This is a genomic window from Rhodoferax sp. GW822-FHT02D07, from assembly GCF_058802405.1.
The window spans coordinates 318,139-341,044 of the sequence record NZ_JBXAOD010000001.1 but is presented as its reverse complement, the minus strand read 5'-3'; the positions used below and the strand labels follow the sequence as shown (position 1 = coordinate 341,044).

Here is a 22,906-nt window from a genome sequence, read left to right as displayed (position 1 = left end):
GTGCTCCAGCTAAACAATACTCAGACCGCCCCGCGACGGCGCGCCATGGTTGTGCCCATGGCCTCGCTGAGTGCGGGCGTGAGTCGGGATTCGACACAGGGGTAGATCAGGCCTTCTTCCAGCGCAATATGGGCCTGGTAGAGGCCGGCAAAGTCTTCTACGGCAGCGCTGGCGCACCACGCGTCCGTCCAGCCCCGGGACGGCGGGGGTGAGTCGGACAGGCGCAGCAATCCGGCACGCAACGACTGCCATGCGGACTCCATCACGCCATGCTCTTGCTGCAACCGGGCCACGGCGCTCTGAACCGCTGTATCCCCCTCTGCCAGCGCCAGGGGAAAAACCTGCTCCTCTTCGTCCAGATGGTGTAAGGGGGCGGCCTGGTCGAAATAGCGCATCACATCCACCGCAGCCTGCGCAGCATTGTTGTCAGCCCCGTGTTGTGCCACATGCGACCGCAAACGGCCCAGCAAATCCAGCATGCGCTGTACCCGTTCGTGACAGGCGCGCAGCATCTCAAAGGGCTGCGCCCAACCCACACCGGGCGTGTGCAGGCCGGGGATGGCGCGCGTGGGCAAAGAAACAGTGGCCATGGGATGAAAAAGTGTCTGAAAACGATTATCCGGCAGGGTCCCGCCCCACAGGGGCAGGAGGGCTTTGGACCGGTAAAATCGCGGGTCCTCCCAAGAGAACCCCATGTCTGACCAAGCCAACACCCCCACGCCCGCCCCTGCAGCCCCCGAACAGCCCGGCCTGCAGTCCCTGCCGAAGTCTTTTGAGCCCGCAGCGCTGGAAGCGCACTGGGGCCCCGAGTGGGAAAAGCGCGGTTATGGCGTAGCGGGCTACCGCGGCACCCAGACCCCGCAGGACGGCCAGCCCGCGTTTGCCATCCAGCTGCCGCCGCCCAATGTGACGGGCACGCTGCACATGGGCCATGCCTTCAACCAGACCATCATGGACAGCCTGACCCGCTACCACCGCATGGCCGGGTTCAACACCGCCTGGATTCCGGGCACCGACCACGCCGGCATTGCCACGCAGATCGTGGTGGAGCGCCAACTGCAGGAGCAAAAGATCAGCCGCCACGACCTGGGCCGCGAAGCCTTCACCGCCAAGGTGTGGGAGTGGAAGGAAAAATCCGGCAACACCATCACCGGCCAGATGCGCCGCATGGGCGACAGCGTGGACTGGAGCCGCGAATACTTCACCATGGACCCCAAGCTGTCCAAGACGGTGACCGAAACCTTTGTGCAGCTCTACGAGCAAGGTCTGATCTACCGCGGCAAGCGCCTGGTGAACTGGGACCCCATCCTCATGAGCGCGGTGAGCGATCTGGAGGTGGAGAGCGAGGAGGAAGACGGCTCGCTGTGGCACATCCGCTACCCGCTGGCTGACGGTTCCGGTGACATCACCGTGGCCACCACCCGCCCCGAGACCATGCTGGGCGACGTGGCCGTGATGGTGCACCCCGAGGACGAGCGCTACACCGCCCTCATCGGCAAGATGGTGAAGCTGCCCCTGTGCGACCGCGAGATCCCGGTGATTGCCGATGACTACGTGGACAAGGCCTTTGGTACCGGCGTGGTGAAGGTCACGCCCGCACACGACCAGAACGACTACGCCGTGGGCCAGCGCCACAAGCTGCCCATGATCTGCGTGCTGACGCTGGACGCCAAGATCAACGAAAACGCCCCCACGCCCTACCAGGGCCTGGACCGTTTTGTGGCGCGCAAAAAAATAGTAGCCGATCTGGAGGCTGGCGGCTTTCTGGTCGAAGTTAAGAAGCACAAGCTGCAAGTGCCCCGCTGCGCGCGCACTGGCCAGGTGATTGAGCCCATGCTGACCGACCAGTGGTTCATGGCCATGAACACCGTGGGCAAGGGGGACGCCACCGGCAAGTCCATCGCACAAAAGTCCATCGACGTGGTACAGAGCGGCGAGGTGAAATTCGTCCCCGAGAACTGGGTCAACACCTACAACCAGTGGATGAACAACATCCAGGACTGGTGTATCAGCCGCCAGCTCTGGTGGGGCCACCAGATTCCGGCCTGGTACGACGAAGACGGCAAGGTCTATGTGGCCCGCAACGAAGCCGAAGCCCAGGCCCAAGCCCCCGGTAAGACGCTCAAGCGCGACCCCGATGTGCTGGACACTTGGTACTCCTCTGCCATGGTGCCCTTCAGCACCATGGGTTGGGGCAACGAAGGCGCAGGCACCGGCGCCACCGACGACTACAACCTGTACCTGCCCAGCAGCGTGTTGGTGACGGGCTACGACATCATCTTCTTCTGGGTCGCGCGCATGATCATGATGACCACGCACTTCACAGGACGTGTGCCGTTCAAACATGTCTACATCCACGGCCTGGTGAAAGATGCACAGGGCAAGAAGATGAGCAAGTCCGAGGGCAATGTGCTGGACCCGGTCGACCTGATCGACGGCATCTCGCTCGCACCCCTGCTGGACAAGCGCACCACCGGCCTGCGCAAGCCTGAGACTGCGCCCCAGGTGCGCAAGAACACCGAGAAGGAATTCCCTGAAGGCATTCCCGCCTACGGTGCCGATGCGCTGCGCTTCACCTTTGCGGCACTCGCTTCTCTGGGCCGCAGCATCAACTTCGACAGCAAGCGCTGCGAGGGCTACCGCAACTTCTGCAACAAGCTGTGGAACGCCACGCGCTTTGTGCTCATGAACTGCGAAGGCAACGACTGCGGGCTGAAGGAGCACAGCGCGGCCGAATGCGCCACCGGCGAATACCTGCAGTTCAGCCAGGCCGACCGCTGGATCGTCTCGCTGTTGCAGAAAACCGAAGCCGAAGTGGCACAAGGCTTTGCCGACTATCGTCTGGACAACGTCGCCAACACGATTTACGACTTCGTATGGAACGAGTTCTGCGACTGGTACCTGGAAATCGCCAAGGTGCAGATCAACACCGGCAACGACGCGCAGAAGCGCGCCACCCGCCGCACACTGATCCGCACGCTCGAAGTCATCCTGCGCCTGCTGCACCCCATCACGCCCTTCATCACCGAAGAGCTGTGGCAAAAGGTCGCGCCAGTGGCCGGCCGTGATGGTGCGTCAGTGTCTATCGCCGCCTACCCGGTGAGCCAGCCCGAGCGCATCGACGAGGCCTCCATCGCCCACGTCGCCAAACTCAAGGCCCTGGTGGATGCTTGCCGCAACCTGCGCGGCGAGATGAACGTGTCGCCCGCCACCCGCCTGCCGCTGTTCGTGGTGGCGCAGACGGAGGCCGAAAGTGCCTTCCTGCAATCCTCTGCCGCCGTGCTGCAAGCCTTGGCCAAGCTCAGCGAAGTCAAGGTCTTTGCCGACGAAGCCAGCTGGCAAGCCGCCGCCCAGTCCGCCCCCGTGGCCGTGGTTGGCGAGGCGCGCGTTTGCCTGTTTGTGGAAGTGGACGTGGCCGCCGAGAAACTGCGTCTGGGCAAGGAAGTGACGCGCCTGGAAGAGCAGATCGCCAAGGCCAGCAGCAAGCTCAACAACGAAGCGTTTGTCGCCAAGGCCCCTGCCGCCGTGCTGGAACAGGAGCGCAAGCGCGTGGCCGACTTTGCGGCGACCCTGGAAAAAGTACAAGCACAACTGGCCCGATTGGGCTGATAGCGGCCCCAAGCGGGCCTGCCAAAAACAAAACGCCGCACGGGAAACCCTGCGGCGTTTTTGTTGAGGGTTGTCAAGGATTAACGGCGGCGCAGCACGTGGATGTATTGCGCGCCCACTGTCTCCTGCTCCAGCAATTCGTTGCCCGTCTGCTTGGCAAAGGCCTGGAAGTCGCGCAGCGAACCGGGGTCGGTCGCCACCACCTTGAGCGTCTGGCCGCTCAGCAGTTCAGCCAGCGCCTTCTTGGCCTTGAGGATGGGCAGCGGGCAGTTCAGGCCGCTGGTGTCGATTTCTTTGTCGGTGGTCATGCAATCGTGCTTTCAGGCGTTGGCTGCCATTTTATTCGGCCAGCTTCTCGGCGTCCTGGCGCCACACCGGGTCGATGAACTCCGGCTCATGCCCACGCGAACGCAGGAACTCGGCCAACGCGTAGCCGGTACCCGCGGGCCAGCACTTCACGTCTTGCAGGTCGTAGAGCCGGTAGTCCACCAGCTCGGGGCTGAGTTTCACCTCGCCATCGCAGACCGCGTGGTAGGCAATGATGACCTGGTTCATGCGCTGGAAGTCATAGACGCCCAGTAGCTTGAGCGAATGCGTTGCCAGGCTGGTTTCCTCGGCAATCTCGCGGGTGATGCCTTCCTCGGGCGTCTCGCCGGCCTCCATGAAACCGGTGATCAGCGCATACATCTTGCCAGGCCAGGCCGCATTGCGCGCCAGCAGCACCTGGCCGTGGTATTCGATCACCGCCGCCAGCACCGGCGTGGGATTGTTCCAGTGCGTGAACTCGCAAGCCGGGCAGCGCAGGCGGGTCTTGTCGCCGCCGTCTTCGGCCAGGGTGATGTGCTGCAGGGGCGTGGCGCACTGCGGGCAGAACTTGAATTGCGCTGACACAAGCTTCCTTTGCTATTAAACCAATAGCTGCTCGCGCACATTCCACGCGGGCTAGCGCCATATTTCTTACAAATTACGCCGGAAACACCCCGGTGGAGAGGTAGCGGTCGCCGCGGTCGCAAACCACGAACACGATGGTCGCGTCCTTCTCCCGCTTGGCAATCTCCTGCGCCACCCAGCAGGCGCCGGCCGCCGAGATGCCGCCAAAAATACCTTCCTCGCGCGCCAAGCGCCGGCACATATCTTCGGCGTCAGCCTGACTCACGTAGACCAGTTCATCCACATTCTTGGGGTCGTAAATCTTGGGCAGGTATTCCTCGGGCCACTTGCGGATACCGGGAATGCGCGACCCTTCGGACGGCTGGGCACCAATGATGCGGATGGCTGGATTCTTTTCCTTGAGGAAGCGCGACACGCCGGTGATGGTGCCGGTGGTGCCCATGGCGCTCACAAAGTGGGTGATGCGTCCACCAGTCTGCTCCCACAGCTCGGGGCCGGTGGTCTCGTAGTGGATGCGCGGGTTGTCGCCATTGGCAAACTGGTCCAGCACCCGGCCCTTGCCGTCGCGCTGCATCTGCTCGGCCAAGTCGCGGGCGTACTCCATGCCGCCACTCTTGGGCGTGAGGATGAGCTCGGCGCCAAAAGCCTTCATGGTCTGGGCGCGTTCGATGGACAAGTCCTCCGGCATTATGAGCACCATGCGGTAGCCCTTGACGGCGGCAGCCATGGCCAGCGCGATGCCGGTGTTGCCGGAAGTGGCTTCAATCAGCGTATCGCCGGGCTTGATGTCACCACGCTCCTGCGCGCGGCGGATCATGGACAGCGCGGGCCGGTCTTTCACCGAACCGGCGGGATTGTTGCCTTCGAGCTTGCCCAGCACCACGTTGTTGCGGGCCTGGTTGTCGTCAAACTGGATGCGCTGCAGGGCCACCAGGGGCGTCTTGCCGATGGCGTCTTCAATGGTCGGGTAATTCATGCCCTTAAATGTGCCATAATTTCAATCTTTCCTCAGACCTGCCCGGGTGGTGGAATTGGTAGACGCAGCGGACTCAAAATCCGCCGCCGCAAGGCGTGCCGGTTCGATTCCGGCCCCGGGCACCAGATTCAAGCCAGACGCTTTCAGCGTTCTGGCTTTTTTCTTGTCCGTTCTCCTGCGGGCAGCACTCTAAAACCCCTTGGGACTTTCCCCATGCCTTCCCCAATGGGACACCCCGGGGCCAGCATGCGCGCCTATGATGCCCGCACTGCATCTCTGCCAAGGAATCCCCATGGACCTGCACATCAACGGCAAGACGGTCAGCGCCGATGCGCCACCCGACATGCCCCTGCTCTGGGTGCTGCGCGACAGGCTCAACATGACCGGCACCAAGTTTGGCTGCGGCATCGCGGCCTGCGGGGCCTGCACCGTCCACATCGATGGTGAGGCCGTCCGCTCTTGCGTCATGCCGGTCGGTGCGCTGGAGGGCAAGAAGATCACAACCATCGAGGCGTTGGGCACACCCGACAAGCTGCACGCACTGCAAGCGGCGTGGATCGCAGAACAGGTGCCCCAGTGCGGCTACTGCCAGAGCGGCATGCTGATGGCCGCCGCAGCCCTGCTGGCCCGCAAGCCCAAACCCACCGATGCCGACATTGACGAGGCCATGACCAATATCTGCCGCTGCGGCACCTACCAGCGTGTGCGCGCGGCCATTCACCGCGCTGCCGGGGGTGCCGCATGAAGCGCCGCACCTGGCTGCTCAGCGCCCTGGGCGCTACCGGTGCCCTGGTGGTGGGCTGGGGTGTCATGCCCGCGCGCTCCCGCATGGGCGATGGCACCTTGATGCTGCCCACCGAGGGGGAAGTGGGACTCAACGGCTGGATCAAGATCACACGCGACGGGCACGTGGTGCTGGCCATGCCGCGCAGCGAGATGGGCCAGGGTGTGCACACTGGTCTGGCCATGCTGGCGGCCGAAGAATTGGACATTGGGCTGGCCAAGGTGCAGCTGCAACAGGCCGGCCCCGACACGCTGTACGGCAATGTGGTCATGCTCACCTCCACCCTGCCCTTTCATCCGCTGGAGGCCGAAGGGGAATCTCCTACCACCAAGGTGCGCGTAGGCCAATGGCTGGTGGGCAAGATTGCCCGAGAGCTGGGCATCAATGCCACCGGGGGCTCGTCCAGCATTGCCGATGCCTGGGAGCCCCTGCGCATGGCCGCTGCCGTGGCGCGGGCCAGCTTGCTGGATGCCGCCGCCGCCCAGTGGCAGTTGCCGCGTGCCGAACTCACCATTGACAACGGTGTGGTCCGCCACAGCTCCGGCAAGTCGGCCCACTTTGGCGAACTGGCCTCTGCAGCAGCGGGCCTCAAACCCTCCCAGGTTTCGCCCAAGGACCGCCAGGACTGGACCCTGCTGGGCAAACCCACGGCGCGCACCGACATACCTGCCAAGGTCAACGGCACCGCCCGCTTTGGCATCGATGTACGCCTGCCGGAGATGCGGTTTGCGGCGATACGGCTGGCGCCCCAACTGGGCGGCAGCGTGGCCAGCATGGACGGCCAGGCCGCCATGGCCCTGCCCGGCGTGGAAAAAGTGCTCGCCCTGCCCGCACTGGCCGGCACCAACGCAGGACTGGCCGTGGTGGCTAAAACCACCTGGCATGCGCGCCAAGCCGTCCAGGCGGTGCAGGTGCAATGGGCGCCGCCGCCACATGGCGCGCTCGACAGTGAAAAGATACGCGCACAGTTGCAGACCGCACTGCAGGCGGAGGACGGTTTTGCGTTTTACGAGCGTGGCGACGCCAGCGCCGCAGAAGCTGGCGCAGCCCGCACGGTGGAAGCCGACTACCACGCCCCCTACTTGGCCCACGCCACCATGGAGCCCATGAATTGCACCGCCCAGCTGAAGGACGGCAAGGTCGAGGTCTGGGCCCCCACCCAGGTGCCTGAAATGGCACGTGCTGCGGCCGCCAAAGCGGCGGGGGTAGATACCGACAAGGTCGTCTTGCATGTCACCCTGCTGGGCGGCGGTTTTGGCCGGCGACTGGAGGTGGACTACGTCGCGCAAGCTGTGCATGTGGCTCTGGCGTGTGAAGGCCACCCGGTGCAACTGGTGTGGTCACGCGAAGAGGACATGACGCACGATTTCTACCGCCCCATGCATGTGGCCCACCTGCGGGCTGCCGTCGACGCGCAGGGGCAGATCCAGAGCTTGCGCATCAAGTCGGCGGGTGACGCCATCAGCCCGCGCTGGATGGCGCGGGGGCTGCCCGCGCTTTCTGGCCCCGTGGACATGCCCGACAAGACCACGGCCGAAGGCCTGTTTGACCTGCCTTACGACTTTGCCAACCAACACATGGCCCATGTGGCCACGCATATGGAAGTGCCCATTGGTTTCTGGCGCTCGGTGGGGCATTCGCACAATGCGTTCTTCTCCGAGTCCTTCATGGACGAGCTGGCCCATGCCACCGGGCAGGATCCGCTGGGCATGCGCCTGGCCCTGCTGAAGAATGCACCACGCTACGCAGCCGTGCTGCAACTGGCCGCCGACAAGGCCCGCTGGGGCAGCAGCCTGCCCAAGGGCCGGGCACTGGGCCTTGCCCTCCATGAGTCATTTGGCTCCGTGGTGGCAGAGATTGCGGAGGTCTCGCTCCAGGACGGCATACCCCGGGTGCACCGCGTGGTCTGCGCCATCGATTGCGGGACCGTGGTCAACCCGGACTCCGTCGCCCAACAAATGGAGAGTGCGGTGGTTTTCGGACTGACGGCGGCACTCCACGGCCAGATCCAGATCCAGGACGGTGTGGTGCAGCAAAGCAACTTCCCCAGCTACCCCATGGTGCAGCTGGCGCAGGCTCCCGTGGTGCAGACCTGGATTGTGCCCAGCACACGGCCCCCCAGCGGCGTGGGAGAACCCGGCGTACCGCCGATTGCCCCGGCAGTAGCCAATGCACTGTTTGCGCTGACAGGCCAGCGCCAGCGCAGCCTGCCGCTCGTCAAGGCGGCCTGAAGCTCAGGGCTTGGCGCTGAAGCGCAGCAGCAACTGGCCTGCGCCGTCTTCCAGCACCAGCTCGTCACCGCTCTGGCGCACGGTACGCACCGACTCCAGCGCCTTGAAGAAGCGGTCCTCCTGCCCGCCCTGCGGCAAGGCCAGGCACATGCGGCCGGTGGCGCCCAGCGGGCCTATGAGCAATGCGCCCTGCTGAACCACGGCACGCCCGAAAAAGTTGTTGCAACCACCCGAACCAGCGACCTGCTCAGGCGCGGTCCAGCGCAGGCGGGGCGCGGGCTCCGTCACCTTGTCCACACCGGCAATCTGCACGGCCACCCATTCCTTGCCCACCAGAGCAGCGCCCGAGGCCGTGACCTGTGGGGTCTGCTCGGCAGGTGGCACCACACAAGCGCTCAAGGCCAGGGCGATGCCGCCGGCCAGTAACAGGGAGGAGATGCGTGAATAAGCCATGCTGGTGCGGGGTAAAGCTGAAGCGAGCATCTTAAACATTCGTGGAATTGCCTCACAATCCGGTGCTTTGTTAGTGCTCCATTCCATGCAGACCGCCCCCACGACCACCCCACGCCTGTTCACTGTGCTGCTGCTGCTCTCCATCGCCACCGCACTAGTGCCCACGGTCTGGCCCGGTGTGGACATTGCGATGGCGGGCCTGTTCACGGGCGACACGCCGGCCATCGCGTCGATCCACTGGTGGTGGGTGGAAGACATCAATCTCTATGTGCCGGCCATCTTCCGGGTGCTGCTGGGCCTGTGCTTTGTGGGCTGGCTGGTGGTCACCTTCAGCCAGCACTGGAAGGCCTGGCGCCTGCCGCTGGCCTTTGTGGTACTGGCCGGCATTGCCGGCCCCGGTGTGGTGGTGAATGCGGTGTTCAAGGACAACTGGCAACGCGCCCGCCCTTACCAGGTGCAGAACTTTGGCGGCACCCAACAGTTCACCCGCGCCACCGTCATGACCGACCAGTGCGACAACAACTGCTCGTTTGTGAGTGGGCATGTGGCCTGCGGTTTCTTCTTCAGCACGCTATTGCTGGTGCACCGCCGCCGCGCGCTGGCCTGGGCTGTGGGTGGCACGGGTGTAGGCCTGCTCGTCGGCTTTGCGCGCATGTCCGATGTGGCACATTGGTTCAGCGATGTGCTCTGGGCCTACCCCATCACATTGGCCAGCAGCTGGCTGGTCTGGCAAGGCCTGTGGCGCGCCTACCGCTGGCACGAAGCCCGCGCCTCAAACGCCTGAACGCAGACCCATGTGCACCGTGGGGTAGCGCAGGCGCAGGCGCAGCTCCTGCACCATGCGCGCGTTCCGCAGGCGACGTGATTCGTCCATGAAGCTCAGCAGCATCACCGGTAGTTCAGCGCGCGCCGTGCTGCGCGAGACGCGTGGCGGGCGCGCCATGCCATAAAGGTCGGCCGCGAGGTCAAAGTAGTCACCCATCTTCAGCTCGGAGTCGTCGCTGACGTTGTAGGCGCGCTGCGGCGCGCCCAGCCAGAGAGCGCGCCAGCAGGCGCGGGCCAGGTCGTCGGCGTGGATATGGTTGGTGTAGACGTCTTCCTCGGCCAGCAGTACCGGTGTGCCTTTGGTGAGGCGGGCCTGCGGCGTACCGCCAACGCGATCGGGCGCGTAGATGCCCGGAATGCGCAATAGTGAGACCGGTACGCCCGCGCTGCGACCCCAGAAGCGCATGGCGTACTCGGCCTGCACGCGGCGCTGGGCACGCGGCGTCTGCGGTGCCAACGCACGCGTCTCGGCCACCCATTCGCCCTGGCAGTCGCCATAGACGCCGCTGGTAGAGGCGTAGACGGCGCTGACCGGCGCGCTGCGCCGGCGCAACGCACGACTCAGCGCCAGCACGCGCGGGTCGGTCCAGCCCTCCGAGGGCGGGGGCGCAAGATAGACCACGCGCTGGGCCAGGCCGGCCAGGCGCTGCAGGGTGGCGGGCTGGTCAAGGTTGAGCAGCAAGGTCGTGGCACCCTGGGCGCGCAGCGTGGCGACGCGCTCCGGGCTGGAGGTGGCGGCCAGCCAGCGGCCTTGGGCTGCGTGGGCGTGCAGCAGGCGCATGCCGACATCGCCGCAGCCCAGCACCAGTACGCGCGGACGGCGGAAGCGCGCAGGCAGCGCGCCGAGGGGATTCTGGTTTGAAGGCAAAATTGAGGGTTGACGTTTTCTGTGTCAGTAGGATACCCAAAGATGAGCGCTTCCCCCGAGGGCACCCCCGCCTTCACCATCACCGTGCAGCCCAGCGGACGGGCCTTTGATGCCAGTGCCGACGAGACGATTCTGGCCGCCGGCATTCGCCAGGGCATAGGCCTGCCCTATGGCTGCAAGGACGGCGCCTGCGGCTCCTGCAAGTGCCGCAAGATCAGTGGCGAAGTAGTACACGGCCCGCACCAGGCCAAGGCACTGAGCGCCGAAGAAATGGCCCAGGGCCTGGTGCTGACCTGCTGCGCCAAACCGCAAAACGATGTGGTGCTGGAGTCTCGCCAGGTCACTGAGCAAGGCGCCCTGCCCATCAAGAAGATGCCCACGCGCGTGACGACCATGACGCGTGTGTCTTCCGATGTGATGCTGCTCAATCTGCAGCTGCCCGCCAACGACAGCTTTCTGTACCGCGCCGGCCAGTATGTGGAGTTCATCCTGCGCGATGGCGCGCGCCGCAGCTACTCCATGGCCAGCGCACCGGGCCAGGCCAATGCGCTGGAGCTGCATATCCGCCATATGCCTGGCGGCAAGTTCACCGACCATGTGTTTGGTGCGATGAAGGAGAAGGAGATTCTGCGTATCGAAGGGCCATACGGTTCTTTCTTCCTGCGCGAGGAATCAGACAAACCCTTGGTGTTCCTGGCCTCGGGCACCGGCTTTGCGCCCATCAAGGCACTGCTGGAACAGATGCAGGCCCAGGCGATCACGCGCCCGGTCACGGTCTATTGGGGCGGGCGCCGCCCAACCGATCTCTATATGGATGCCTGGCTGCAGACCCAGCAGACGCTGATGCCGCATCTGCGCTATGTACCCGTGGTGTCCGACGCCCAGGCCGAGGACGGCTGGAGCGGGCGCAGCGGCTTTGTGCACCAAGCCGTACTGGCCGACCTACCCGACCTGAGCGGCCACCAGGTCTATGCCTGTGGCGCGCCCATCGTGGTGGACTCGGCGCGCAGGGATTTCTGCGCGCTGGCCGGTCTGCCCGAGGAAGAGTTCTTTGCCGACGCCTTTACCTCGGAGGCCGACAAGGCCGCTGCATAGCAAAGAGCCCGCATACCGTCCGGTGTGCGGGCCTTGAGCCTACGCAGGTCTCAGAGCTTGCCGCCCAGCTTGCGGTCACGCTTGCCGTCGTGGTTCAGGTCTACCTGTGCATCATGCTTTTGCTGCGCAATGTCCCGGCTCTCGGCGCGCTGCATGTGGCGAATCCGTTTGCGTTCTTGGGACGTGACATTGCCATCGGCTGCCGCGTGGTTTTCGGCCTTGTCGATGCGAGCCTCGCCACGATTAAGGCGGCGTTGCTCACGTGGAGTCAGCTGGCCGGAGGCCGTACCTTGGTCAATCCGTTTGTCCTGATTGGCTTCGCGCTGGTCTATGCGCGGCGTGGCCAGCGGGTCCTTGGGAGCGGGTGCAGTCTGGGCGAAAGCCATGCCCGTGGCGGCCAACACCAGGGCGGTAAGTACTGCGTGCATCTTCTTCATGGGGAACTCCTGTAGGGTTTGCGTTGCATGGAAAGGCTCCATGCCCCTACAACGTGCCCCGGAGTCGGGGGCACGACATCCCGAATGCAAACGCCGGTAACAGCGTGTATCCGGGATGTCGGTGGTGCTTACTCGCCCAGGTAGGCGGCGCGCACCTTGGGGTCGACCAGCATGTCGGAGGCCTTGCCAGTCATGGTGACCAGGCCCGACTCCATCACATAGCCGCGGTTGGCGATGGACAGCGCACGGCTGGCGTTCTGCTCGACCAGCAGCACGGTCACGCCCTGGGCGTAGACGTCCTTCACCACCTCAAAGATCTTGTCGACCATGATGGGCGACAGCCCCATGGAGGGCTCGTCGAGCAGCAGCACCTTGGGACGGCTCATGAGCGCACGGCCCATGGCCAGCATTTGCTGCTCGCCACCAGACATGGTGCCGGCGAGCTGGTCCTTGCGTTCGCGCAGACGCGGGAAGATGGTGAACATCTTTTCCATGTCATCAGCGATGGCGGACTTGTCGCTACGGATGTAGGCGCCCATCTGCAGGTTTTCGATGATGGTCATGCGGGTGAACACACCACGGCCTTCGGGCACCATGGCCAGGCCCTGTTTGACCAGGTCCCAGGGGCCTTGGCCCTTGATGCTTTTGCCGAGGTATTCGATGTCGCCAGCGTTGATGGCAAGGGTGCCGGTGATCGCCTTCATGGTGGTGGTCTTGCCGGCGCCATTGGAGCCGATCAGGGAGACCAATTCACCTTCGTGGACTTCAAAGTCCACGCCCTTGACGGCCTGGATGCCGCCATACGCGACCTTGAGGCCTTTTACTTTGAGCAGAGTCTGGGTTGTCATGCTATTTGTCCTTAGTGGCCGCTCGTGCCCAAGTAGGCCTCAATCACTTTTTCGTTCTTCTGCACTTCGGCAGGCGTGCCTTCGGCAATCTGCTTGCCGTAGTCCAGCACGGTCACACGGTCGCACAGACCCATGACCAGCTTCACGTCGTGCTCGATGAGCAGGATGGTGCGGTTGTCCTTGCGGATGCGATCGATGAGCTCGCGCAGCATGACCTTCTCGGTAGCATTCATGCCGGCGGCGGGCTCGTCCAGCGCAATCAGCTGCGGATCGGTGGCCAGGGCGCGGGCGATTTCCAGGCGGCGTTGGTCGCCATAGCTCAGGGTACGCGCCTTGTAGTCGGCAAACTTGCCGATGCCCACGTAATCCAGCAGTTCCTGGGCACGCTTGGCGATGGCAATTTCCTCGGCCTTGAAGCCGGGGGTGCGGAACACCGCACCCAGCAGGCCGGAGTGGGTGCGGATGTGGCGACCCACCATCACGTTTTCCAGCGCCGTCATTTCGGCAAACAGGCGAATGTTCTGGAAGGTACGGGCAATACCGGCCTTGGCCACGGTGTGCACCGCCGTGGGGTGGTAGGTCTTACCAGCCAGCTCGAACTTGCCGCTGTCGGGCGTGTACAGGCCGGTGAGCACGTTGAAGAAGGTGGTCTTGCCAGCACCGTTGGGGCCGATCAGGCCATAGACCTGGCCGCGCTCGATCTTGATGCCTACGTCGCTGAGGGCCTGCAAACCGCCAAACCGCTTGGAGACGCCGGAGACGTTCAATACTGTATCTGTCATATGGAATTCCATTCAGGTCAACGCGGCGCCCAGCCAGCCGGGCACCGCGCTACTAGGTTCAGGTTTTGGCGTTTTGCAGGGATTTGCCGTGTTCGGGCGAAGGCCAGAGGCCACGCGGACGCAACAGCATGACGGTGATCATGGCCAGCGCGATGAGCAACTGGCGCAGAATGGAGGCATCGAGACGGCCATCGGTCAGGGTCTGCAAGGGACCAGCCACATAGCGCAGCACCTCGGGCAACGCCGCCAGCAGAACCGCACCCAGCACGACGCCGGGCAAATGGCCCACGCCGCCGAGCACCACCATGGCCACGATCATCACGGATTCCATCAGGCTGAAGGACTCGGGCGAGATGAAGCCCTGGAAGGCGGCAAACATGGCACCAGAGACGCCACCGAAAGTGGCACCCATGCCGAAGGCCAGCAGTTTGGCGTTGCGGGTGTTGATGCCCATGGCCTTGGCTGCGATTTCGTCTTCGCGGATGGCCATCCAGGCGCGGCCCACGCGGGACAACTCGAGGCGGTGGCAGATGATCACGCTCACGACCACCAAGGCCAGGAACAGGTAGTAGTACAGCGTCACCGAGGACAGCTCGTAACCACCGATGTTGAGACGCTTGCCAAGGCTAATTCCGAAGAACTGGATAGCGTCAATCTGGCCAATGCCCTTGGGGCCGTTGGTGATGTTGACGGGGTGGTCCATGTTGTTCATGAACACACGGATGATTTCACCGAAGCCCAGGGTCACGATGGCCAGGTAGTCACCGCGCAGGCGCAGCGTGGGCGCGCCCAGCAGGATGCCCAGCACGCCGGCCAGTGCAGCCGCCAGCGGAATCACCAGCCACAGGGGCGTGTGCATGCCGTTGGGGAACATGGCAGCAATCATCGGGAACGTATCGGTCAGATGGGGCGAAGCCATCAGTCCAAACATGTAGGCACCAATGGCAAAGAAAGCGACATAGCCCAAATCCAGCAGACCGGCGTAACCGACCACGATATTGAGACCAAGGGAGAGCAGCACAAACAGCAGGGCCATGTCGGCAATGCGCACCCAGGCGTTTCCGTAGCTCTGCAGAATCAGGGGCAGGACCAGCAGGCCTACTGCGGCCACTAGCATGGCAATCAGACGTTGTTGTGGTTTCATGTGTTGGGTCTCCTCAGGCACGGTCCGCCACGCGCTCACCCAGCAGGCCGGAGGGGCGCAGTGTCAACACGATGATCAGAACAATGAAGGCAAAAATGTCGGAATAGTGGCTACCCAGCACACCGCCGGTCAGCGCGCCAATGTAGCCGGCACCGATGGATTCGATCAGGCCCAGCAGGATGGCACCGACCACGGCACCGGCCAGGTTGCCGATGCCGCCGAACACTGCGGCGGTAAAGGCCTTGAGGCCGGGCAGGAAGCCCATGGCGTGCTGTGCAGTGCCGTAGTTGGAGGCGTACATCACGCCGGCAATCGCGGCCAGCACGGCGCCGATGATGAAGGTCGCGGAGATCACCACGTCCGGCTTGACGCCCATCAGGCCCGCCACGCGTGGGTTTTCAGCAGTGGCACGCATGGCACGGCCCAGCTTGGTGTAGTTGACGAGCCACATCAGTACTGCCAACGACACGGCAGTGACTGCCAGGATCACGACCTGCGTAGGGGTGATCACAGCGCCAGCGATGTCAAAGGGCGTGTTGGGGAGCAGCGTGGGGTAAGACTTGTAGTTGGGCTTCCAAATGATCATCGCCAGTGTCTGCAGCAGGATGGACATGCCGATGGCGGTGATCAGGGGCGCGAGCTTGGGGCTGTTGCGCAGCGGACGGTATGCGATTTTTTCAATGGTGAAGTTCAGAGCCGCAGCCACCACGCAGGCGATGACGAGGGCGAGGAACAGGATGATGAAACCGGGCGTGCCGGGCATCGCGTCTTGCATGAGACCGATCATGGTCCAGCTGGTCAGCGCTCCCACCATCACCACTTCGCCGTGGGCAAAGTTGATCAGGTTGATGATGCCGTACACCATCGTGTAGCCCAGCGCGATGAGCGCATACATGCTACCTAACACCAGACCGTTAATGATCTGCTGTATCAATATATCCATAAAAAAACTCCGTTGTTCTTGTGTGCGAACGGCCGTGGCCGTCAACACTGGTGGTGTTAGACCATCGAAAGCAATAAGCCTGCCACGTCAGGTTCACCGGCGTCGCAGGCTAAAGCAGTGCCGGGATTCTAGCGGGGTCGGATTCCCGGGTCTTGGGGAGTCGGGGTGGGTTTACCCTCGACTTTTATGCGTATTTGGCAACTTGTGCCGCATTTCATGCACTATTAGCTTTTCTTCTGATTGAGAGATTTCAGCTCTCTCAGCTTCTCGCCGATACGAATCTCCAGCCCCCGCTCCACGGGTCGATAGAACTGCGTATCAGGCATGCCGTCCGGCAGGTAGCGCTCGCCCGCTGCAAAGCCCCCCTCCTCGTCATGCGCATAGCGGTAGCCTTTACCGTAATCCAGCTCCTTCATGAGCTTGGTTGGGGCATTGCGCAAATGCATGGGCACCGGGCGGGTGCCATCTTTCTTCACAAAGGCCTTCATCTCGTTGAAAGCCTTGTAGACGGCGTTGGACTTGGGCGCCACAGCCAGATAGACCACGCACTCGGCCAGCGCCAACTCTCCCTCGGGGCTGCCCAGGCGTTCGTACACCTCTGCCGCATCCAACGCCAGACGGAGCGCACGCGGGTCCGCCAGGCCAATGTCTTCAGCGGCCATGCGGATCAGGCGGCGCGCCATGTAGCGCGGGTCGGCGCCGCCATCGAGCATGCGCACAAACCAGTACAGCGCGGCATCCGGGTCCGAACCACGCACGCTTTTGTGCAGGGCGGAAATGGTGTCGTAGAACTGCTCGCCGCCCTTGTCGTAGCGGCGCATGCGCTCGCCCAAGACCTTGAGCAGCCAGGCATCGGTGATCTCCGGCACTTTTTCCTGCACCGCTGCCACGGCCAGGGTTTCCAGCGTATTCAGCAGGCGCCGGGCGTCCCCGTCGGCGTAGGCGATGAGGCGGTCTTCTGCTACGGTTTCGATAGCTGGCAGCGCAGATCTTTCAAGGGCCCGGGCCACAATCTGCTTCAAATTGTCGGCATCCAGCGGCTGCAGCACGTAGACCGCGGCACGCGACAGCAGCGCAGAGTTCACCTCAAACGAAGGGTTCTCGGTGGTCGCGCCAATGAAGGTGAAGAGGCCGCTTTCCACATGCGGCAAAAACGCGTCCTGCTGGCTCTTGTTGAAGCGGTGCACCTCATCCACGAACACGATGGTGCGGCGCTGCTCCAGGCCGTCACGCGCATGCTGGGCCTGCTCGACCGCGTCGCGGATGTCCTTGATGCCGCCCAGCACCGCACTGATCGTGATGAACTGCGCATCAAAGGCATCGGCCATAAGGCGCGCAATCGTGGTCTTGCCCACGCCGGGTGGCCCCCAGAGGATGCAACTGTGCGGTTGTCCCGACTCGAAGGCCAGGCGCAGCGCCATGCCCTCACCCAGCAGGTGCTGCTGGCCTATGACCTCACCCAGCGAACGCGGGCGCAGCAGCTCGGCCAGCGGCTGGTGTTTGGGTGCCAGGGCCATGCGGGTTTACTGGCGCACCACGTCCGCACCGGCAGGCGGCTTGAACTGGAAGGCGGCAGCCTCCAGCGCTGCGTTGGACTGAAAGCCCGTGAAGGTGAGCACCGAGCGCTGGCCAAAGCTGTCCTGGATTTCCAGCACCGCAAGCTGCTCCTGCTTGAAACCCACGCGCACCAGTTGCAGCTGACTGTCCTTGTTTTTCGGCGTGCCCTGCACCCATTGCAGGCCGTCCTTGTCGGGTGCATCGGCCAGCGCGAAGTCGGCCTGCAGGCTCTTGAGGTCGGGTGCGGCGGCAATCAGCGCGGCCGGCGTGGAGCCCAGGGCTTGCGCCTGCTTGCGCGCGGTCACCTGGTTGAGGTCCACGTCATACAGCCACAGCGTCTGACCATCGGCAACGATGGTTTGCTCGAAGGGCTTTTTGTAGACGAACTTGAAACGGCTGGGGCGCGCAAACTCAAAGCTGCCGCTCGATGTCTTGCTGCGCACAGCCTGGCCTTCCTTGGCCGGTGCAGTCACCACCTGGGTGAACTCGGCCTTGCCGGTCTTTACCGTCTTGACGAAGGATTCCAGGCTATCCAGGCCTCCAGCCCGCGCAGACAGAGCGCAAGCAGCTATCAAAACAAGAGCAACTTTTTTCATGGGCTTCATTCGTTGCGTGCGGGCACCAGGATGTCGCGCTGGCCGCTGCCACTCATCGCGCTGACCAGCCCGGCTTTCTCCATGTCTTCCACCAAGCGGGCTGCACGGTTATAGCCAATCTTGAGGTGGCGCTGCACCAGCGATATGCTGGCCTTACGGTTCTTGAGCACCACTTCCACGGCCTGGTCGTACATGGGGTCCTTCTCACCGCTCAAGCCACCCTCCCCACCGGGGCCGTCTTCACCGTCCACAGTGCCGCCTTCGAGCACGCCCTCGATGTAATCGGGCTCACCCTGGCTCTTGAGGTAGTTCACCACGCGGTGTACCTCCTCGTCGCTCACAAAGGCGCCGTGCACGCGGATGGGCAGACCGGTACCACTGGGCATGTAGAGCATGTCGCCCATGCCCAGCAACGCCTCCGCGCCCATCTGGTCGAGGATGGTGCGGCTGTCGATCTTGCTGCTGACCTGGAAGGCAATGCGCGTGGGAATGTTGGCCTTGATCAGGCCTGTGATCACGTCCACGCTGGGGCGCTGCGTTGCCAGCACGAGATGGATACCGGCGGCACGCGCCTTTTGCGCCAGACGTGCAATCAGCTCTTCGATCTTCTTGCCCACCACCATCATCAGGTCGGCCAGCTCGTCGATGATAACCACGATGTGCGGCAAGCGCTGCAGCGGCTCCGGGCTCTCCGGGGTGAGGCTGAAGGGGTTGTAGATGAACTGCTCCTTGGCCTTGGCGTCGTCGATTTTGGTGTTGTAACCGGCCAGATTGCGCACACCCAGCTTGCTCATGAGCTTGTAGCGCTTCTCCATCTCGGCCACGCACCAGTTCAGGCCGTGTGCGGCCTGCTTCATGTCGGTCACCACCGGCGCGAGCAGATGCGGGATGCCTTCATAGACCGACATTTCCAGCATCTTGGGGTCGATCATCAAGAGGCGCACATCGCGCGCCTCGGCCTTGTAGAGCAGCGAGAGAATCATGGCGTTGATCCCCACCGACTTGCCCGAGCCCGTGGTACCGGCCACCAGCACGTGCGGCATCTTGGCCAGGTCGGCCACCACCGGGTTGCCCACAATGTCCTTGCCCAGGCCCATGGTCAGCAGGCTCTTGGCCTCGTTGTAGACCTGCGAGCCCAGAATCTCGGACAGCTTGATGCTCTGGCGCTTGGCATTGGGCAGCTCCAGCGCCATGAAATTCTTGCCGGGAATGGTCTCCACCACGCGGATGGACACCAAGCTCAGCGAGCGCGCCAGATCCTTGGCCAGTCCGACGATCTGCGAGCCCTTCACGCCGGTAGCGGGTTCGATCTCGTAACGCGTGATGACCGGGCCGGGCTGGGCCGTAACCACGCGCACATCGACACCAAAGTCCTTGAGCTTTTTCTCGATCAGGCGGCTGGTCATCTCCAGCGTCTCAGGCGACACCGTCTCCTGGCGTGCCTGCGCACCGTCGAGCAGGTCGACCTGGGGCAGCTTGCTGTCGGGCATCTCAATGAACAGCGGCTTCTGGCGCTCTTTCGCCACACGCTCACTGCGCGGCGGCTCCACCAGCACCGGCTCGATCACCACCACGGGCGCGGGCGGAGGCTGGTGCACCACAGCTTCCTCGCGCTCCTCGATAAACACTTCTTCGCGTTCGCGCACGGCCAGTTGCCCCAGCTCGCGGTCCTGCGCCTCTTCACGCTTTTCGCGACGCGACTCCAGCAGCGAATCCAGCCAGGCCCCTAGGCGCTCGGCCGTACGCGTCCAGGAAAAGCCAAATACCATGGCTGAACCCAAGAGCCCCAGCGCAATCGCCACTAGCCCGGCGCCCGCAAAACCCAGCCAGCGCAGCGCCCAGGGACCAACCAATTGCCCCAACGCACCGCCACTGCTGCCCGGTAAAAGAGCCTCCAGCCGGTACAGGCGCGACCATTCCAGGGAGGTGCTGGCGCACAACAGCAGCACCAGCCCTAGTCCTGCCAGCCAGGCGCCACGACGCCCCGCACCAGCACTATCCACCTGCCCCTCGCCACGCAGGCGGCTGGCCAGCAGTGACAACCAGGCGCGCCAGCCCGCAGCCATGCACCACCAGACCGAGAAGCCCAATGAGAAATAGCTCACATCGGCCAGCCAAGCGCCCAAGCGTCCGACCTGGTTACGCAAGGGAGCTCCCGTGCCCGAAGTGGACCACGCGGGGTCTTGCGGTGCGTAGCTCAGCAGCGCAATCAGCCACAGCAGCAGCAGGACAAAACCAGCCACCAGGGCAATTTCATTGAGAAAGCGCGACGCCCCCGAGGGTGGGTCATTCGCCTCGGGAGTCGAGGAATTCAATGTATGGAGTGAATAAGTCATTGTGTTCGCCGCTGCCTGGGGCAAGGGCTTCTGGACCAAAGCAGCACCTCAGCGGGGCTTGGAGCGGCGTTCCCACACACGCAGCCCCCCGTCCTTGAGAGTCTGCACAAAGCCCTGCTCTTCAAAATCCTTCATGACACGGCTCACCATCTCACGCGAAGCGCCCACCATTTTCGCCAGATCGAGGCGGGAAATCTTCTCGCGTATCAACAATTCACCGTTTTCATTGGGCTCGGCGGTATCAAGCAGCACATTGGCCACACGCCCGTACACACCCATGAGCGCCAGCGAGACGATTTTCTGGTCCGCATTGCGCAGGCGCTGCACCAGGCCGCGCATCACCGAGGACGCAATCGCCGCGTTCTCGCTCACGCAGCGCGTGAAATCGTCGCGGCCCAGCACCAACACGTCCATCTGGGTGTCCGCCACCACCGTAGCCGAGTGGGCCTCGTTGTCGATCAGGCTCATTTCGCCGATATAGTCACCCGCCTTGAGCGTGGCGACGATCACCTCGCGCGCCTTGTTGTCAGCCATCACCACATGGGCGCGGCCCGCCAGGATCAGGAACAAGGCATTGGAGTTCTTGCCCTGCTCCACCACATTCGCGCCACGCTTGATGCGCAGCTTGGCCACATTGGCCGCCAGGGAGTCCACCTGTGCCGGGGTCAGCATGGCAAACAGGGGCACCCTGCGTATCAATTCCTGGTTACTCAGCATTGCCATTGTTCTGGTCTCTGAAGGTTGAATGCCGGTTTCTTACAATCGTTGGCTTACATCTGCCAAGCGGCACCTTGATTCACTTGGGGCCGCCCCGAACTGTACACGGCCGGCTCGCCGGTTTTCCGAGCACAAAGGTTACAACATGTCCTCTCCCAAACACGCCAAGGTCCTGATTCTGGGATCCGGCCCCGCCGGCTACACAGCAGCCGTCTACGCCGCACGCGCCAACCTCAACCCCGTACTCGTCACCGGCATGGCCCAAGGCGGCCAGCTCATGACCACCACCGAAGTGGACAACTGGCCCGCCGACGTGCATGGCGTGCAGGGCCCCGAGCTCATGCAGCGCTTCCAGGAGCACGCCGAGCGCTTCAAGACCGAGATCGTGTTCGACCACATTGGCGCAGTAGACCTCACCAAGCGCCCCTTCACCCTGACCGGTGACAGCGGCACCTACACCTGCGACTCCCTCATCATCGCCACTGGCGCGTCCGCCAAGTACCTGGGCCTGCCCTCCGAAGAGGCCTTCATGGGCCGCGGCGTTTCGGGCTGTGCCACCTGCGACGGCTTTTTCTACCGTAACGAAGTCTGCTGCGTGGTCGGTGGCGGCAACACCGCCGTGGAAGAGGCGCTCTATCTCTCCAACATCGCCAGCAAGGTCTATCTGGTGCACCGCCGCGACAAGTTCAAGGCAGAACCCATTCTGGTGGACAAGCTCATGGAAAAGGTCGCCGCCGGCAAGATTGAACTCAAGACCTTCCAGACCTTGGAAGAAGTGCTGGGCGACGCCTCGGGCGTGACCGGCATCCGCCTCAAAAGCGTGCACGACGGCAGCACCGAAGACCTCACCCTCAAGGGTTGCTTCATCGCCATCGGCCACTCGCCCAATACCGACATCTTCAAGGGCCAGCTGGAGCTGGAAAACGGCTACATCGTGACCCAGGGTGGCCTCAAGGGCTTTGCCACCCAGACCAGCATCCCTGGTGTATTTGCAGCCGGCGATGTGCAAGACCATGTGTACCGCCAGGCCATCACCAGCGCCGGCACGGGTTGCATGGCTGCGCTGGACGCCCAGCGTTTCCTCGAACAGGAATAAGGGCCGTTTGCGCCCTTTGGGCCAAAACGGCTATAATTCAAGGCTTTGCTGCGTTCGCCCTGTGAGGGGCTTGCCCGTTTCGGGAGCGCAACAGTTCCGCCAATGACCTTGGCGGGGGGTTACCGCCACCCCTTTTCTTGGCGAGGTGAGGCTAGAGCGAGATCGGGCCGGCTTGTTGTTCAAGCTACCAGGATCGACAGTAATAGCCGTTGAACTATCGGAGTGTCCACATGGCACGCGTATGTGAAGTTACGGGCAAAGGCCCCATGGTCGGAAACAATGTTTCCCACGCCAACAACAAAACCAAGCGCCGGTTCCTGCCGAACCTGCAATACCGCCGTTTCTGGGTCGAGTCTGAAAACCGCTGGGTGCGTCTGCGCATTTCCAACGCCGGTCTGCGTCTGATCGACAAGAACGGTATCGATTCTGTGCTCGCCGACCTGCGCGCACGTGGTCAAGCTTAAGGAGTAGAGCACCATGGCAACCAAAGGCGGACGCGAAAAAATCAAGCTGGAATCCACAGCTGGTACCGGTCACTTCTACACGACCGACAAGAACAAGAAGACCATGCCCGAGAAGATGCTGATCAAGAAATTTGATCCCGTCGCTCGCAAGCACGTCGACTACAAGGAAATCAAGCTGAAGTAATTCAGTTTGGCCTTGTGCAAAAGAGCCCGCCTCGTGCGGGCTTTTTTACATCTCAACAATTGGAATGGAA

Annotated in this window: 23 protein-coding genes and 1 tRNA gene; 9 read left to right on the top strand and 15 right to left on the bottom strand. The window is 63.2% G+C overall.

Going from position 1 to position 22,906, the window contains the following annotated elements; translation table 11 throughout:
• Nucleotides 1–20: 20 nt before the first annotated feature.
• A complete protein-coding gene (locus tag AC1RNN_RS01665; protein ID WP_493086539.1) occupies nt 21–590 on the bottom strand; it encodes a hemerythrin domain-containing protein in 570 nt (189 codons plus the stop codon).
• A gap of 103 nt (nt 591–693) precedes the next feature.
• Here AC1RNN_RS01665 and AC1RNN_RS01660 point away from each other — a divergent pair, with 103 nt between their 5' ends.
• Nucleotides 694–3,609, top strand: coding sequence for a valine--tRNA ligase (locus AC1RNN_RS01660; RefSeq protein WP_493086541.1), 2,916 nt, complete (start codon nt 694–696; stop codon nt 3,607–3,609).
• A gap of 80 nt (nt 3,610–3,689) precedes the next feature.
• Here AC1RNN_RS01660 and AC1RNN_RS01655 read toward each other — a convergent pair whose 3' ends face one another.
• From AC1RNN_RS01655 to cysM, 3 genes are all read right to left on the bottom strand, one after another.
• Complete coding sequence (locus AC1RNN_RS01655; RefSeq protein WP_493086543.1) at nt 3,690–3,917, bottom strand: sulfurtransferase TusA family protein; 228 nt, start codon at nt 3,915–3,917, stop codon at nt 3,690–3,692.
• Between the two features lie 31 nt (nt 3,918–3,948).
• Nucleotides 3,949–4,500 (bottom strand): NUDIX domain-containing protein, encoded by a 552-nt coding sequence (locus AC1RNN_RS01650; protein WP_493086545.1) that lies wholly within the window; start codon nt 4,498–4,500, stop codon nt 3,949–3,951.
• A 73-nt stretch (nt 4,501–4,573) separates the two neighbouring features.
• Nucleotides 4,574–5,476 (bottom strand): cysteine synthase CysM, encoded by a 903-nt coding sequence (gene cysM, locus AC1RNN_RS01645; protein WP_493086547.1) that lies wholly within the window; start codon nt 5,474–5,476, stop codon nt 4,574–4,576.
• Nucleotides 5,477–5,516: 40 nt separating this feature from the next.
• On the opposite strand from cysM, the gene AC1RNN_RS01640 reads away from it, so the two are divergent.
• From AC1RNN_RS01640 to AC1RNN_RS01630, 3 genes are all read left to right on the top strand, one after another.
• Nucleotides 5,517–5,601: transfer RNA gene (locus AC1RNN_RS01640), tRNA-Leu, on the top strand.
• Nucleotides 5,602–5,768: 167 nt separating this feature from the next.
• Nucleotides 5,769–6,221, top strand: a complete 453-nt coding sequence (locus AC1RNN_RS01635; RefSeq protein ID WP_493086549.1) for a (2Fe-2S)-binding protein — start codon at nt 5,769–5,771, stop codon at nt 6,219–6,221.
• Nucleotides 6,218–8,491 carry a xanthine dehydrogenase family protein molybdopterin-binding subunit gene (locus tag AC1RNN_RS01630; protein ID WP_493086551.1) on the top strand — a complete coding sequence of 758 codons (2,274 nt, stop codon included), beginning with the start codon at nt 6,218–6,220 and terminating at the stop codon, nt 8,489–8,491. The genes AC1RNN_RS01635 and AC1RNN_RS01630 overlap by 4 nt, the downstream gene beginning before the upstream one ends.
• A 3-nt stretch (nt 8,492–8,494) precedes the next feature.
• Here AC1RNN_RS01630 and AC1RNN_RS01625 read toward each other — a convergent pair whose 3' ends face one another.
• Nucleotides 8,495–8,944, bottom strand: coding sequence for an META domain-containing protein (locus AC1RNN_RS01625; RefSeq protein ID WP_493086553.1), 450 nt, complete (start codon nt 8,942–8,944; stop codon nt 8,495–8,497).
• An 85-nt stretch (nt 8,945–9,029) separates the two neighbouring features.
• Here AC1RNN_RS01625 and AC1RNN_RS01620 point away from each other — a divergent pair, with 85 nt between their 5' ends.
• On the top strand, nt 9,030–9,728 hold the full coding sequence (locus tag AC1RNN_RS01620; RefSeq protein ID WP_493086555.1) for a phosphatase PAP2 family protein: 699 nt from the start codon (nt 9,030–9,032) through the stop codon (nt 9,726–9,728).
• Here the strand turns inward: AC1RNN_RS01620 and AC1RNN_RS01615 are convergent.
• The gene (locus AC1RNN_RS01615) at nt 9,717–10,637 is read right to left on the bottom strand and encodes an NAD-dependent epimerase/dehydratase family protein (protein ID WP_493086557.1); all 921 of its coding nucleotides are present in this window, start codon (nt 10,635–10,637) and stop codon (nt 9,717–9,719) included. The two genes, AC1RNN_RS01620 and AC1RNN_RS01615, sit on opposite strands and share 12 nt — an antisense overlap.
• 42 nt (nt 10,638–10,679) lie before the next feature.
• Here AC1RNN_RS01615 and AC1RNN_RS01610 point away from each other — a divergent pair, with 42 nt between their 5' ends.
• On the top strand, nt 10,680–11,732 hold the full coding sequence (locus AC1RNN_RS01610; RefSeq protein WP_493086559.1) for a CDP-6-deoxy-delta-3,4-glucoseen reductase: 1,053 nt from the start codon (nt 10,680–10,682) through the stop codon (nt 11,730–11,732).
• 50 nt (nt 11,733–11,782) lie between these two features.
• Here the strand turns inward: AC1RNN_RS01610 and AC1RNN_RS01605 are convergent, their stop codons facing one another.
• From AC1RNN_RS01605 to AC1RNN_RS01565, 9 genes are all read right to left on the bottom strand, one after another.
• The gene (locus AC1RNN_RS01605) at nt 11,783–12,169 is read right to left on the bottom strand and encodes a hypothetical protein (RefSeq protein ID WP_493086560.1); all 387 of its coding nucleotides are present in this window, start codon (nt 12,167–12,169) and stop codon (nt 11,783–11,785) included.
• 128 nt (nt 12,170–12,297) lie between these two features.
• Nucleotides 12,298–13,017, bottom strand: coding sequence for an ABC transporter ATP-binding protein (locus AC1RNN_RS01600; RefSeq protein ID WP_493086561.1), 720 nt, complete (start codon nt 13,015–13,017; stop codon nt 12,298–12,300).
• A gap of 11 nt (nt 13,018–13,028) precedes the next feature.
• Nucleotides 13,029–13,799 (bottom strand): ABC transporter ATP-binding protein, encoded by a 771-nt coding sequence (locus AC1RNN_RS01595; RefSeq protein ID WP_493086563.1) that lies wholly within the window; start codon nt 13,797–13,799, stop codon nt 13,029–13,031.
• Nucleotides 13,800–13,857: 58 nt separating this feature from the next.
• Nucleotides 13,858–14,943 (bottom strand): branched-chain amino acid ABC transporter permease, encoded by a 1,086-nt coding sequence (locus AC1RNN_RS01590; protein WP_493086565.1) that lies wholly within the window; start codon nt 14,941–14,943, stop codon nt 13,858–13,860.
• A gap of 13 nt (nt 14,944–14,956) precedes the next feature.
• Nucleotides 14,957–15,886: a branched-chain amino acid ABC transporter permease gene (locus AC1RNN_RS01585; RefSeq protein WP_493086567.1), complete on the bottom strand. Its 930-nt coding sequence runs from the start codon at nt 15,884–15,886 to the stop codon at nt 14,957–14,959.
• A gap of 224 nt (nt 15,887–16,110) precedes the next feature.
• Nucleotides 16,111–17,403 (bottom strand): replication-associated recombination protein A, encoded by a 1,293-nt coding sequence (locus AC1RNN_RS01580; RefSeq protein WP_493086569.1) that lies wholly within the window; start codon nt 17,401–17,403, stop codon nt 16,111–16,113.
• A 6-nt stretch (nt 17,404–17,409) separates the two neighbouring features.
• Nucleotides 17,410–18,039 (bottom strand): outer membrane lipoprotein periplasmic chaperone LolA, encoded by a 630-nt coding sequence (gene lolA / locus AC1RNN_RS01575; protein ID WP_493086571.1) that lies wholly within the window; start codon nt 18,037–18,039, stop codon nt 17,410–17,412.
• Between the two features lie 5 nt (nt 18,040–18,044).
• The gene (locus tag AC1RNN_RS01570; RefSeq protein ID WP_493086573.1) at nt 18,045–20,375 is read right to left on the bottom strand and encodes a DNA translocase FtsK; all 2,331 of its coding nucleotides are present in this window, start codon (nt 20,373–20,375) and stop codon (nt 18,045–18,047) included.
• A 48-nt stretch (nt 20,376–20,423) separates the two neighbouring features.
• Nucleotides 20,424–21,098, bottom strand: coding sequence for a Crp/Fnr family transcriptional regulator (locus AC1RNN_RS01565; protein WP_493086575.1), 675 nt, complete (start codon nt 21,096–21,098; stop codon nt 20,424–20,426).
• 139 nt (nt 21,099–21,237) lie between these two features.
• Here AC1RNN_RS01565 and trxB point away from each other — a divergent pair, with 139 nt between their 5' ends.
• From trxB to rpmG, 3 genes are all read left to right on the top strand, one after another.
• Nucleotides 21,238–22,188 (top strand): thioredoxin-disulfide reductase, encoded by a 951-nt coding sequence (gene trxB / locus AC1RNN_RS01560; RefSeq protein WP_493086577.1) that lies wholly within the window; start codon nt 21,238–21,240, stop codon nt 22,186–22,188.
• Between the two features lie 230 nt (nt 22,189–22,418).
• Nucleotides 22,419–22,652: a 50S ribosomal protein L28 gene (gene rpmB / locus AC1RNN_RS01555; RefSeq protein WP_087496789.1), complete on the top strand. Its 234-nt coding sequence runs from the start codon at nt 22,419–22,421 to the stop codon at nt 22,650–22,652.
• 13 nt (nt 22,653–22,665) lie between these two features.
• Complete coding sequence (rpmG, locus tag AC1RNN_RS01550) at nt 22,666–22,836, top strand: 50S ribosomal protein L33 (protein WP_087496788.1); 171 nt, start codon at nt 22,666–22,668, stop codon at nt 22,834–22,836.
• Nucleotides 22,837–22,906 lie beyond the last annotated feature (70 nt).

Coding starts and splice junctions, on each gene's coding strand:
- AC1RNN_RS01665 (WP_493086539.1), bottom strand. CDS start 590: ATGGCCACTGTTTCTTTGCCCACGCGCGCCATCCCCGGCCTGCACACG.
- AC1RNN_RS01660 (WP_493086541.1), top strand. CDS start 694: ATGTCTGACCAAGCCAACACCCCCACGCCCGCCCCTGCAGCCCCCGAA.
- AC1RNN_RS01655 (WP_493086543.1), bottom strand. CDS start 3,917: ATGACCACCGACAAAGAAATCGACACCAGCGGCCTGAACTGCCCGCTG.
- cysM (WP_493086547.1), bottom strand. CDS start 5,476: ATGAATTACCCGACCATTGAAGACGCCATCGGCAAGACGCCCCTGGTG.
- AC1RNN_RS01635 (WP_493086549.1), top strand. CDS start 5,769: ATGGACCTGCACATCAACGGCAAGACGGTCAGCGCCGATGCGCCACCC.
- AC1RNN_RS01630 (WP_493086551.1), top strand. CDS start 6,218: ATGAAGCGCCGCACCTGGCTGCTCAGCGCCCTGGGCGCTACCGGTGCC.
- AC1RNN_RS01625 (WP_493086553.1), bottom strand. CDS start 8,944: ATGGCTTATTCACGCATCTCCTCCCTGTTACTGGCCGGCGGCATCGCC.
- AC1RNN_RS01620 (WP_493086555.1), top strand. CDS start 9,030: ATGCAGACCGCCCCCACGACCACCCCACGCCTGTTCACTGTGCTGCTG.
- AC1RNN_RS01610 (WP_493086559.1), top strand. CDS start 10,680: ATGAGCGCTTCCCCCGAGGGCACCCCCGCCTTCACCATCACCGTGCAG.
- AC1RNN_RS01605 (WP_493086560.1), bottom strand. CDS start 12,169: ATGAAGAAGATGCACGCAGTACTTACCGCCCTGGTGTTGGCCGCCACG.
- AC1RNN_RS01600 (WP_493086561.1), bottom strand. CDS start 13,017: ATGACAACCCAGACTCTGCTCAAAGTAAAAGGCCTCAAGGTCGCGTAT.
- AC1RNN_RS01595 (WP_493086563.1), bottom strand. CDS start 13,799: ATGACAGATACAGTATTGAACGTCTCCGGCGTCTCCAAGCGGTTTGGC.
- AC1RNN_RS01590 (WP_493086565.1), bottom strand. CDS start 14,943: ATGAAACCACAACAACGTCTGATTGCCATGCTAGTGGCCGCAGTAGGC.
- AC1RNN_RS01585 (WP_493086567.1), bottom strand. CDS start 15,886: ATGGATATATTGATACAGCAGATCATTAACGGTCTGGTGTTAGGTAGC.
- AC1RNN_RS01580 (WP_493086569.1), bottom strand. CDS start 17,403: ATGGCCCTGGCACCCAAACACCAGCCGCTGGCCGAGCTGCTGCGCCCG.
- lolA (WP_493086571.1), bottom strand. CDS start 18,039: ATGAAAAAAGTTGCTCTTGTTTTGATAGCTGCTTGCGCTCTGTCTGCG.
- AC1RNN_RS01570 (WP_493086573.1), bottom strand. CDS start 20,375: ATGACTTATTCACTCCATACATTGAATTCCTCGACTCCCGAGGCGAAT.
- AC1RNN_RS01565 (WP_493086575.1), bottom strand. CDS start 21,098: ATGGCAATGCTGAGTAACCAGGAATTGATACGCAGGGTGCCCCTGTTT.
- trxB (WP_493086577.1), top strand. CDS start 21,238: ATGTCCTCTCCCAAACACGCCAAGGTCCTGATTCTGGGATCCGGCCCC.
- rpmB (WP_087496789.1), top strand. CDS start 22,419: ATGGCACGCGTATGTGAAGTTACGGGCAAAGGCCCCATGGTCGGAAAC.
- rpmG (WP_087496788.1), top strand. CDS start 22,666: ATGGCAACCAAAGGCGGACGCGAAAAAATCAAGCTGGAATCCACAGCT.